Here is a 10854-nt window from a genome sequence, read left to right as displayed (position 1 = left end):
AAACAAAAAGGGCGGGATAAACCCGCCCTTTTCCAGACAATAGGCTATTAAGCCTATTAATGTTTTGCGCCACATCCGCAGGATTCATAGGTCGATTGAACGCCCGATAGGAAGTTCCACAACGCTTTCGCGGTGGTTTCAGCGGCGTGCAATGCCTTGGCTTGTTCTTCCGGGCTCAATTGATCCAGCAATTTTTCGCATGCTTCGCGGTGAAACACGTCGGCTTCTTGGTGAACGGTAAAGAATTTCAATCCTTGTTCCGATTCAACGCCATAGAATTTTTTCAGGCCGTCGATTTTCACGGTGGCAATTTCCGGGATTTGATGTTCGTAGGCGTACAACGATGCCAAACCTTCGGCATAGGTGTTGCGGCAGAACGAGAAGAAAGTTTCGATCAATTGCTTGGTTTCGCCGGCCAAAACCGCTTTTTTCACGTCCTCGCGGGATGCGCCCAAAGCTTCGGCGAATTGCATCCATAATTCTGGATGATCGGTGCCGCGATTTTCTTCGTCCCACAAATTTTCCAACAGCAATTTGCGTTTGGTAATGTCTTCGCAGATCGAATGGGTCGCGCTGATATAACGTGGGAATGCGGACACATGATGGAAATATTGTCCGGCATAATGTTGCAGAGTTTCGTTAGACAACTCGCCCATGTTCCAGGTTTGGTAAAATGGGTGGTTGAGCAAGTTTAATGGAGCAATGCGCTCTTTCAAAGTTTGGGAAAAGGTCATAGGAATTCCTCGTATCAATGGATCAATTAGAATAACAATGGCATAGCCCGGATTGGATAGGAATTCAACTTAATATTTTCCCCTATTTTCAATAACTCTTAGCTGCCCTCCCCTTGAGGGAGGGCGCAAAATTCCGCCAGGAATTTTGGGGTGGGGTTGCGGTGGCCAGCATTATAGAAAATCTAAGACGGTTCAGCAAAACAACCCCACCCCAAAGCCGCTTCGCGTCTTTGACCCTCCCTCAAGGGGAGGGTAGCCTAATAAATTAGGCGGATTTTATATGAAATTTTTGTTGCGTTTCGGCGTGGTGTCCGTGGCAGATGGCGATAGCCAGCGCATCGGCGGCATGTTCGGATTCAATTTCAAGGCCAGGCAATAAACGCTGAACCATTAGGAAGATTTGATTTTTATCGGCGCTGCCGGTGCCGACAACCGATTTCTTGACCAGTTTGGCGCTGTATTCGCATACTGGTATGCTCATTTGCGCTGGCGCCAATAACGCGATTCCGCGCGCCATGCCCAATTTCAGGGCGCTGGCTGAATTTTGGGCGACAAGACTGTCTTCCACCGCCGCGGTCGCCGGTTTGTATTCTGCGATGACTGACGATAATTGTTCGAAAATATGGTGCAACCGCTCGGCGGTTTGCGATTTCGGATTGGCGGAAATAGTTCCGCTTGCGATGCCGCGCAACTTGTTGCCTGCGCATTCGACAATGCCCCAGCCGGTGTGCACCAAACCGGGATCGATGCCTAAAATGCGCAAGATTTTATCCGGCATTGGCCAATTTCTCCATCACCGCGGGATCAATATCGAAATTGCCGTACACATTTTGCACGTCGTCATTGTCTTCCAGTACTTCGACCAATTTCAGCAAATCTTTTGCGGCGGTTTCGGGTACAGGAACAAGATTGGTTGGTTTCCAGGATAATTTCGCGCTCTCCGCCTCGCCAAATTGTTTTTCCATAGCATCGCGCACCGTGTTCAAATCCCCCGGTGCGCAAGAAATGAAATGGCCGTCTTCGCTGGATTCCACATCGCTGGCGCCGGCGTCAATCGCCGTTTCCAGCATTTTGTCGGCGCTGGCGGTTTGGGCGGGATATAAAATCGCGCCGATATGTTCAAACATGAAACTGACGCTGCCGGTTTCTCCCAGATTGCCGCCGTGCTTGGTAAATGCGGCGCGCACTTCGCCGGCGGTGCGGGTGCGGTTATCGGTCAAGCCTTCGACAATAATTGCAATCCCGGCCGGGCCATATCCTTCGTACCGGATTTCTTCGAAATGATCGGCTCCATCGGCGCCGCTGCCGCGTTTAATCGCGCGTTCGATCGTGTCTTTGGGCATGTTGGCGTTTCGCGCCATGGTGACTGCGGCCCGAAGGCGCGGATTGGAATTGAGATCCGGCGCGCCGCTCCGGGCGGCGGTGGTGATTTCACGAATTAGCTTGGTGAATATCTTACCGCGCTTTTTGTCCTGCGCCCCTTTCCGGTGCATAATATTTTTGTACTGACTATGACCTGCCATACCCTTGGAACCTCATCTAAGACGTTGTAAATATGTCGACAATCGGCCTTTATTCTGTGGCCAATTATGCACAAATTCCCTTATTTTATAGCCCACTTGGGGTGGTAGATCTATACTGTAAACGCCTATATCTTGTGGGTATAAAGGGCGGTTAACCGCTTTTTATTCAGATTTTGCTATTCTATAGCGGCGCTTTTTCAGGTTTTGGTCGTTTTTAATGAGTGAACAAACATACAAATTAGACAAGTTAAATGTGCTGATCGTCGATGACAGTAAGCATATGCGCAATTTAATCCGCTCGCTTTTGAATGTTTTTGGTGTCGGCGCCATTCAAGAAGCCAGCGATGGCCGCGAGGCATTTATTAAATTGGCCGCCGGCGGTTACGATTTGATTTTATGCGATCTGGTGATGGAACCGGTCAGCGGCATGGATTTCATCGAACGCGTGCGCAAAGGCAAGGACAGTCCCGATCCATTTATTCCAATCATCGCGGTCACCGGATATACCGAACAATTCCGTGTTACGGCCGCGCGCGATATCGGCATCAATGAAATTTTGGCTAAACCGATTTCGGCCAAAGAACTCGCGGCGCGTATTCAGGCGGTAATCGAAAATCCGCGGCCGTTCGTGCGTACGAAAACTTATTTCGGTCCCGACCGCCGCCGCAAAAAAGAAGAACAGACATTTTACGATGGTGTCGAACGCCGCCGGTCCAATTTGGGCGGCGATTTGGGATTGTCGGATCCGGGCCTTGGCCTGTCCGATGATTTTTAAGGGAATGATTCCATGATTTTCCGCCGCCGTGGCAAGAACCCAGAAGTGATCGATGCGACTAAGGATCAGCCGGTGTCGCCTTCGTCCAAGGGTGCGGCGCAAACGGGCTCTCCATCTGCCGGCCCATCGCAAAATACGATGCGTAAAAAACGCGATGTGGAGGTGCAGGATTTTTCGGTTAATACACCTGCTCCAAACGCATCGTCTAAAAATTCAGCCGCTTCTTCTAATGCTGTTGCCGATAACGTCCCTGCGGGATCGCGCAAAAAGCGTCCGGAAGTCATGGTACAGGATTTCACTGTCGATGAAGCGCCGCCGCAAATGGACAAGGCGCAAACGCTGGTGGAATTTTTGCATCCAGTCAATAAATTAAAGAAAAAAGTCGGCGAGGGCGCCAGCAGTTTCGATGTCGGGATTTTTGTCCGCGCCGCGGAGGTGGTTAAAAATCTGGCGGCAAATTATATCGAAGGCATCGCCCCAAAAGAATTGCGGGAAATCAGCGTAACATTCCAGGCGTTGCAACATTTCCCGGATCGCAGCAAGGAAAACGTCGCGAAATTGTTTTCTCAAGCTCACGAAATTAAAAGTAGTGGCGGATCTTATGGCTATCCTTTAATCAGCCGCATCGCCGATTCTTTGTGCAAATTGACCGAAGGCATGAGCGTTCCCGAAAAAATGGACATGATGCTCATCAAATTCCATTTGGATGCCCTGCAAGTGGTGGTGCGTAAAAAAATCAAGGGTATTGGCGGCGAAATCGGACAATTGCTGATCGAAGGATTGGAGGTCGTCGTTGCCAAACGCAAGGCGCATGATTCCAGCCTGGTGCTGGAACATATCGCCAAGTTTCTTGAAAAATTGGATAACGCTTAGGCCAAGCGTTGCTGGTCGCGCATCCTGGCCGCCGCCAGGAAAATGCTGGATGCAGGTAAATTATGGGCTTTACCCATTTGCGGCAATAACTGATTTCCCAATTTTATAGATTGATCAAGAAAATCTATAAAAGATTTCAAATATGTATTGCCACCATTCGCCGACCAATCCAATACTTCGCCAACAAAAGTGGGCATGTCCATATAACTTTTTACCGGCTTATCCGACGGAAGTTCCAGATACAATACCCGCATCAATGGCTTGGCTGCATTTTTGTCGCCATGACGATAAGCCGCATCGACGCGCGTTCTTAAATCATACAATGCCTGTACGGTGGTTGCATCATCTTGCATGCCATTGGAATCGACTACCAATTGCCACATTAATTTGCCGCCGACTAAGCCGGTTTTCCATACAGTGATATCAAGGTTGTCTGGTGCCGGCGCATCGCCCAGCCAATTGCCGGCCTGATCCGCATAAATTCTGACAGCTTCAATTTTATATCCGTCTTGCTCGCCAAACCAAACCTCATGATCGGAGACAGCGCCCATGACTTTATTTTTTTGCGCTTTGCCCGCCGCCGGAGGCAAGGGAACCAGATCCTTTATATTTCGCCTGATACCATAAGGCGTTGTTTCGATGGTCGGCTGTTGTTCCAAGCTTAGAAAATTTGGTTGTGTCAGGCGAAAATTGCTATGGGCAATATCCCCCGATGCAATGGGAATAGTCGGGCCTAAAACGCTTAAACTAGCGGTCAATGCGCCTAAATTCTGCAATTTATAGTTCATTTTTCCCTCCAAGCTTTATTATCGCTTAGAAAAATACTCTGCCTATATTGCGTATTGGTCAAGCATACGATGTCGCCATCGCAACTTATCCGCCGTAAATTTTGTTATTTTATGACCGGACAAAAATCGGCGCGATCGATTTCGCCAGGCCGGTTTTGTCGTCGGTCTCCACAATGCAGCCGCGCACTTGCGCTGGGCCAAGGGCGGGTTCCAATTTCATTGTGGGCATTTTACGGACATAACGCTGGATCGGCACGTCTTTGACAAAACCGATAACCGAATTGTAATCGCCGCACATGCCGGCATCGGTTTGATACGCGGTGCCGCCAGGAAAAACCATGCAATCCGCCGTTGGAATGTGGGTGTGCGTGCCAACGACGGCGGATACGCGCCCATCCAGATAATGTCCCAATGCCATTTTTTCAGAACTCGCTTCGGCATGAATATCGACAAAAATCGCCTGTACATTTCCGCCTAAAGACAGATTCTGTAAATCGTCATTGGTGCGTTGGAATGGGCAATCCAAATCGTCCATGAACAGGCGGCCGATTGTGTGCAACACCGCGATCTTGCGACCATCCTTTAAATTAAAAATATTATTGCCGCGCCCTGGCGTGCCGCGCGGGTAATTATTGCCGCGAATTAAACGCGGTTCTTTGTCCAGCACACCCAAAATTTCTTTTTGATCGAATCCGTGATTGCCCAATGTCAAGCAATCTGCGCCAGCGGCAAAAAAATCTTCGGCAATGGCGGGGGTGATGCCGAATCCATGCGCGGCATTATCCACGTTTACAATAATAAAATCGGCCGTATGTTCATCGCGCAATTTTTTTAAATTGCCTATCGCCGCATCGCGGCCGGACCGGCCGACCACATCGCCAAGGAATAGAATTTTCATAAGGGCGGATTATAAGGATTTTTCAGCGGCGCGATAGGGCTTAATTACAGCCAATCGCCATTTCTTCGGTTACCACCCAATCCAGTTTTTCATCCGTGCCTTCGTGCGGGACCAGGGGAACTTGCTGCACGGCATAGGCCAGGCCAACCGCCATAATTTGCCGTTCTGCACGCATCGCATGCAGTGTGCGATCATAAAATCCGCCGCCATAACCCAGGCGATATCCGGCGCGGTCGAATGCCACCAAAGGCACTACCAAAATATTCGGCTTTAAGACAGGCGATTCCACGGGCGGTATGCGCGTGCCGGCATATCCTTCGCCTAAATTCATTCCCGGCGTCCATTGCCGGAAAATCAACGGGGAGTCATGCTCGGCCACAACCGGTAAACAGATTTCAAATTTCTTTTCGGCAAGCGCGTTTAGTAATGGCGTGGAATCGACTTCACCCGGCAACGGCCAGTATCCAGCGACGACCGAACCTGGGCGCAGTGGCAAAGCCTGTAAAAATAAATCGCGAATCGTACCCGCCGCGCGTTCGCGCGACATGCTGTGCACGGAACTGCGCTTTTTTAAAACTTCTTCGCGTAAAGCTTTTTTGGTTAATTCAAGATCGGTCATTTAGATTCCAAGCTGGTAAGCCGCCGTGACCGTCGGGTGACGATGAACTCCGCCATGGCCCAAAAGACCAGGTGGGAACCATATACCTGAACCACGGTCCAGACAGAGACAGCTCCCGAAGAGTTTTAATCGGCCGGTGGGTTGCATGCACCCTAACGCGAAAGGCCGCTTACCAACCTGATAACTTAGTGGTTTGGCAGCCTGGATGCAAGAGATTCGATAGAGGATACCAACCCTTCAATCTGGCTAACGGCCAGTTGCGCCGTGGTTGGCGACAGGGTTTCGGCCTTTTGTTCTTCCAGTTTATCGATATAGGCATAGGCTTCGGCCAGCTCATCGGCAAGTTTAAGGGCGGCTAAAACCAGCAAGCGCGCCTCGCCGACATGGCCCAGGGATTTTTTCAATTCAACAATTTTAGCATCCACATATTTTGCCAAATCCTGAACCTGGGATTCTTGCCCATCATCGCAGGCGACGGTGTAAGGCACATTGTTAATTTGAATTGAAATTTGCGACATAATAAATGTCCTTATTAAGCGGCTAATTTACGCAGTTTTTCCATATTCTCGTCCAAACGATTGGCGACTTGTTGCGTCACCTCGTTTAACTGGGAATATTGCTGCTTTACCGATCCCAATTGTTCTTCCAAATTTTTCAATTTATCGTCATTGGCCGATGCAATGGTCGACAATTTTTTTTCAATATCGCCGATCGCTTGTTCTAATCTGGTCAATGCACCCAGTAAACGGTCGCTGGCGCTTTTGGTGGAATCGGTGTTGGATGATGTCATGATGTATCCCTGTCGGTAGTATTGTTACGGTTTCGAATTATGAAGAGAATTTCTGTTTCGTCAACCTTTAAAGTTTTCGCTTAACAGTTGACGGTGGATGATTTTAGACCTAATTGTGATGCTTGTAATATAAGTAATAAACCGAGGATTTATGACAGCAGCCGCGAAAATTGGAGTTTCCACTAAAATCGATATTCCCCACAAACAGATGGCCAATGCCATCCGGTTTTTATCCATGGATGCGGTGGAACGCGCAAAATCCGGGCACCCTGGCATGCCGATGGGCATGGCCGATGTGGCCACCGTTTTATTTTCCCAATTTTTGAAATTCGATCCCAAAAATCCCGATTGGGCGGATCGCGACCGTTTTATTTTATCGGCGGGACATGGATCGATGCTTTTGTATTCGCTGTTATATTTGACGGGCTATGCGGATATGACGCTGGATCAATTGAAAAATTTCCGCCAGTTGGGCAGCAAAACCGCGGGGCATCCTGAATATGGATATGCCAAGGGCATTGAAACAACCACCGGCCCATTGGGGCAGGGGATCGCAAATTCGGTTGGATTCGCATTGGCCGAACGGATTCAAAACGCCGAATTCGGCGATGGGTTGGTGGATCATTATACCTATGTCATCGCTGGCGACGGCTGTTTAGAAGAAGGCATCAGCCACGAAGCCGCCGAAATGGCCGGGCATTTGCGCCTTCGCAAATTGATCGTGCTGTTTGACGATAACGGCATCACTATTGACGGCCATACCGATTTATCGACATCGATCGATCAATTGAAAAGATTCGAATCTTATGGCTGGCGCGCGGAACGCATCGATGGCCATAATCCCGCCGAAATATCCGCCGCCATCGCGCGCGCGCAAAAATCCGACCGTCCATCTTTGATTGCATGCAAAACCACCATTGGATTCGGCGCGCCGACCAAAGCCGGATCGCATGATTGCCATGGCAGCCCGCTGGGCGCAGAAGAAATCGCTGGTGCGCGGCAGAAATTGGATTGGCCGCATGCGGCATTCGATATTCCCGCCGATGTATTGGATGCTTGGCGTAAAATTGGCGCGCGCGGGGCGGAATCATTTGCGGCATGGCAAAAAAAATTAAATGCCGATGGCAAAAAATCGGAATTTTTGCGTCGCCAATCGGGCGAAATTCCGTCTGATGTTTGGGACGCAATTGCAAAATTGAAAACGGCATTGGTTGCGGAAAAACCGAAAATCGCCACCCGCCAAGCCAGCGGCAAGGTGCTTGAAGTTTTGCAGCCTTTATTGCCGGAAATGGTTGGCGGTTCGGCCGATTTAACGCCATCGAACAATACCAAGGTTAAAACGCACAAGGTCGTGACCGCGCAAAATTACGGCGGCACATATATCCATTATGGCGTGCGCGAACATGGCATGGCGGCGGCGATGAATGGCTTGGCGCTGCATGGCGGCGTTATTCCATATGGCGCGACATTTTTGATTTTCACCGATTATTGCCGCCCATCGATCCGCTTGTCGGCCATCATGCATCAGCGGGTGATTTATGTGATGACGCATGATTCCATTGGACTCGGCGAAGACGGCCCGACCCACCAACCGGTGGAACATTACGCCGCGCTGCGCGCGATTCCGAATTTATTGTTCTTGCGCCCGGCCGATGCGGTAGAAACCGCCGAAGCGTGGGAAATCGCCCTGAAACGCCAAGAAGGCCCGTCGGTCATCGCCTTGACCCGCCAAGCGGTGCCGCATGTGCGCGTCGCCGACAGCGCGGAAAATTTATCCGCCAAGGGCGCCTATATATTGGCGGAATCGCAAAACGCGCCAGTTACGTTATTCGCCAGCGGATCGGAAATCGGCATTGCGGTTGCGGCGCGCGATTTATTGTCCGCGCAAAATATCGCGGCGCGAATCGTATCGGTGCCGTCGATGGAATTGTTCGTCCGCCAATCTAAATCCTATCGGGATCAGGTTTTGGGCAACAGCCCGGTTAAAATCGCCATCGAAGCCGGCATTCGCCAAGGCTGGGATGCGATCATCGGCATGGATGGCGGATTTATCGGCATGAATTCGTTCGGCGCATCCGCGCCCGCCGGTGATTTGTTCAAGCATTTTGGCATCACGGCGGAAAAAGTCGTCGAGCTTGTAAAACAAAAACTATAGGAGAGAGAAAAATGACAAAAGTAGCAATTAATGGTTTTGGCAGGATTGGACGATTGGTTTTGCGCGCACTGTTTGAATCGGGCCGCAAGGATATTCAGATTGTCGCCATCAACGATTTAGGCGATGTGAAATCGAATGCGCATTTGCTGCGTTACGATTCGGTGCATGGCCGTTTCCCGTTCGATGTAAAAACCACCGACAATTCGATGGAAATTCAGGGGCAAAAAATCGCGGTGGTGGCGCAACCGGACCCAGCAAAATTGCCGTGGAAAGATATGGGCGTCGATATCGCGTTTGAATGTTCCGGCCGTTTTACCAAACGCGATGAGGCCGCGCATCATTTAACCGCTGGCGCGAAACGCGTGATCGTATCGGCCCCGGCCGATGGCGTGGATGCGACCATCGTTTATGGCGTCAACCATGACAAATTATCCAAAGATCATATTGTGATTTCGAACGGCTCTTGCACCACCAATTGCCTAGCGCCGGTTGCCGATGTTGTTTTGAAAGAAATCGGGATCGAGCGTGGGTTTATGACCACCGTGCACGCCTATACCGGCGATCAAAAACTGGTCGACTCGATTCACAAAGATCCGCGCCGCGCCCGCGCCGCCGCATTATCGATGATTCCATCGTCCACCGGCGCGGCGAAGGCGCTTGGCCTCGTGATTCCAGAATTGAAAGGCAAATTGGATGGCACGTCCGTGCGTGTGCCAACCGCTAACGTGTCGATGATCGATTTTAAATTCGTCGCGCCGCGTGACGTCACGGCCGAAGAAATCAACGCCGCGATGAAAAAAGCGTCGGAAGGCCGTTTGAAAGGCGTTTTGGGTTATGTAACCGATGAATTAGTATCATCCGATTTTAATCACGATCCGCATTCATCGAATTTCGATGCGACGCAAACGCAAGTCGTAGACAAGCGTCTCGCGCGTGTATTGTCGTGGTATGATAATGAATGGGGTTTCTCCAACCGCATGCTCGATACCGCCGGCGTAATGGCCAAGATGATTTAATTGGGAGAATGAAAATGAAGGCAGTTATGAAAACACAACCAACAATGAATTTGACACCGACCGTAAAAAATATTTTGTCGAAATACGAAGGCGAAAGTGCCGCGGTCAAAGAAAATTTGGCGCGCATTTTGATGCAAGGGCGCCTTGGCGGGACCGGGCAAATGATTATTTTGCCGGTCGACCAAGGATTCGAACACGGCCCGGCGCGCAGCTTTGCGATCAATTCCGCCGGTTACGATCCGCATTATTTTTATCAATTGGGAATCGATGCCGATTTATCGGCTTATGCCGCCCCGCTGGGCGCGCTGGAAACCGGTGTTGACACATTTGCCGGAAAAATTCCATTGATTTTGAAAATGAATCACGGCAATTCGCTGAATTCCAATAAAACCAATCCGGATCAAGCGGTGGTTTGCAGCGTGCGCGATGCGGTGCGTCTGGGCTGTTCGGCGATTGGGTTTACATTATATAACGGTTCGGAATCCTATAACGCGCAAATGGAAGAATTGCGCGACATCATCGCCGAAGCGCGCTCGCATGGTATCGCATCCGTTGTGTGGTGCTATCCGCGCGGCGGCGTTTTGCCGAAAGAAGCGGAAACGGCAATTGACGTAGTTGCCTATGCCGCGCATATGGCATGCCAAGCTGGCGCGCATATGATCAAGGTAAAATTACCATCGGAT

General features: G+C 50.3%; 13 protein-coding genes. 5 read left to right on the top strand and 8 right to left on the bottom strand.

What is annotated here, in order from left to right:
• Positions 1-56: 56 nt before the first annotated feature.
• From EYC62_00105 to EYC62_00095, 3 genes are all read right to left on the bottom strand, one after another.
• Positions 57-734 carry a CADD family putative folate metabolism protein gene (locus tag EYC62_00105; GenBank protein TAH38421.1) on the bottom strand — a complete coding sequence of 226 codons (678 nt, stop codon included), beginning with the start codon at positions 732-734 and terminating at the stop codon, positions 57-59.
• Positions 735-999: 265 nt separating this feature from the next.
• Positions 1000-1497, bottom strand: a complete 498-nt coding sequence (gene ruvC / locus EYC62_00100; protein TAH38423.1) for a crossover junction endodeoxyribonuclease RuvC — start codon at positions 1495-1497, stop codon at positions 1000-1002.
• A gap of 4 nt (positions 1498-1501) precedes the next feature.
• The gene (locus tag EYC62_00095) at positions 1502-2257 is read right to left on the bottom strand and encodes a YebC/PmpR family DNA-binding transcriptional regulator (GenBank protein ID TAH38420.1); all 756 of its coding nucleotides are present in this window, start codon (positions 2255-2257) and stop codon (positions 1502-1504) included.
• 217 nt (positions 2258-2474) lie between these two features.
• On the opposite strand from EYC62_00095, the gene EYC62_00090 reads away from it, so the two are divergent.
• Positions 2475-3032 (top strand): response regulator, encoded by a 558-nt coding sequence (locus tag EYC62_00090; protein ID TAH38419.1) that lies wholly within the window; start codon positions 2475-2477, stop codon positions 3030-3032.
• 12 nt (positions 3033-3044) lie between these two features.
• Positions 3045-3905: a hypothetical protein gene (locus EYC62_00085; protein TAH38418.1), complete on the top strand. Its 861-nt coding sequence runs from the start codon at positions 3045-3047 to the stop codon at positions 3903-3905.
• On the opposite strand, the gene EYC62_00080 is transcribed toward EYC62_00085, so the two are convergent.
• From EYC62_00080 to EYC62_00060, 5 genes are all read right to left on the bottom strand, one after another.
• Complete coding sequence (locus tag EYC62_00080; GenBank protein ID TAH38417.1) at positions 3902-4693, bottom strand: hypothetical protein; 792 nt, start codon at positions 4691-4693, stop codon at positions 3902-3904. The genes EYC62_00085 and EYC62_00080 overlap by 4 nt on opposite strands.
• A gap of 109 nt (positions 4694-4802) precedes the next feature.
• The gene (locus EYC62_00075) at positions 4803-5591 is read right to left on the bottom strand and encodes a YmdB family metallophosphoesterase (protein ID TAH38416.1); all 789 of its coding nucleotides are present in this window, start codon (positions 5589-5591) and stop codon (positions 4803-4805) included.
• A gap of 40 nt (positions 5592-5631) precedes the next feature.
• On the bottom strand, positions 5632-6210 hold the full coding sequence (locus EYC62_00070) for a 5-formyltetrahydrofolate cyclo-ligase (protein ID TAH38415.1): 579 nt from the start codon (positions 6208-6210) through the stop codon (positions 5632-5634).
• A gap of 185 nt (positions 6211-6395) precedes the next feature.
• Positions 6396-6728 (bottom strand): cell division protein ZapA, encoded by a 333-nt coding sequence (locus EYC62_00065; GenBank protein TAH38414.1) that lies wholly within the window; start codon positions 6726-6728, stop codon positions 6396-6398.
• A 14-nt stretch (positions 6729-6742) separates the two neighbouring features.
• Positions 6743-7000, bottom strand: a complete 258-nt coding sequence (locus tag EYC62_00060; GenBank protein TAH38413.1) for a hypothetical protein — start codon at positions 6998-7000, stop codon at positions 6743-6745.
• Between the two features lie 151 nt (positions 7001-7151).
• Here EYC62_00060 and tkt point away from each other — a divergent pair, with 151 nt between their 5' ends.
• The 3 genes from tkt to EYC62_00045 all read left to right on the top strand — a co-directional run.
• On the top strand, positions 7152-9155 hold the full coding sequence (gene tkt, locus EYC62_00055) for a transketolase (protein ID TAH38412.1): 2004 nt from the start codon (positions 7152-7154) through the stop codon (positions 9153-9155).
• A gap of 11 nt (positions 9156-9166) precedes the next feature.
• The gene (gene gap, locus EYC62_00050) at positions 9167-10171 is read left to right on the top strand and encodes a type I glyceraldehyde-3-phosphate dehydrogenase (GenBank protein ID TAH38411.1); all 1005 of its coding nucleotides are present in this window, start codon (positions 9167-9169) and stop codon (positions 10169-10171) included.
• Between the two features lie 44 nt (positions 10172-10215).
• A partial coding sequence (locus EYC62_00045) for a class I fructose-bisphosphate aldolase (GenBank protein TAH38422.1) occupies positions 10216-10854 on the top strand: 639 nt, incomplete at its 3' end.

Source organism: Alphaproteobacteria bacterium (assembly GCA_004295055.1).
GTDB lineage: Bacteria > Pseudomonadota > Alphaproteobacteria > SHNJ01 > SHNJ01 > SHNJ01.
The sequence above is the reverse complement of the archived record's forward strand: the minus strand, read 5'-3'. Positions and strand labels throughout refer to the sequence as shown.

Coding starts and splice junctions, on each gene's coding strand:
- EYC62_00105 (TAH38421.1), bottom strand. CDS start 734: ATGACCTTTTCCCAAACTTTGAAAGAGCGCATTGCTCCATTAAACTTG.
- EYC62_00095 (TAH38420.1), bottom strand. CDS start 2,257: ATGGCAGGTCATAGTCAGTACAAAAATATTATGCACCGGAAAGGGGCG.
- EYC62_00090 (TAH38419.1), top strand. CDS start 2,475: ATGAGTGAACAAACATACAAATTAGACAAGTTAAATGTGCTGATCGTC.
- EYC62_00085 (TAH38418.1), top strand. CDS start 3,045: ATGATTTTCCGCCGCCGTGGCAAGAACCCAGAAGTGATCGATGCGACT.
- EYC62_00080 (TAH38417.1), bottom strand. CDS start 4,693: ATGAACTATAAATTGCAGAATTTAGGCGCATTGACCGCTAGTTTAAGC.
- EYC62_00075 (TAH38416.1), bottom strand. CDS start 5,591: ATGAAAATTCTATTCCTTGGCGATGTGGTCGGCCGGTCCGGCCGCGAT.
- EYC62_00070 (TAH38415.1), bottom strand. CDS start 6,210: ATGACCGATCTTGAATTAACCAAAAAAGCTTTACGCGAAGAAGTTTTA.
- EYC62_00065 (TAH38414.1), bottom strand. CDS start 6,728: ATGTCGCAAATTTCAATTCAAATTAACAATGTGCCTTACACCGTCGCC.
- EYC62_00060 (TAH38413.1), bottom strand. CDS start 7,000: ATGACATCATCCAACACCGATTCCACCAAAAGCGCCAGCGACCGTTTA.
- tkt (TAH38412.1), top strand. CDS start 7,152: ATGACAGCAGCCGCGAAAATTGGAGTTTCCACTAAAATCGATATTCCC.
- gap (TAH38411.1), top strand. CDS start 9,167: ATGACAAAAGTAGCAATTAATGGTTTTGGCAGGATTGGACGATTGGTT.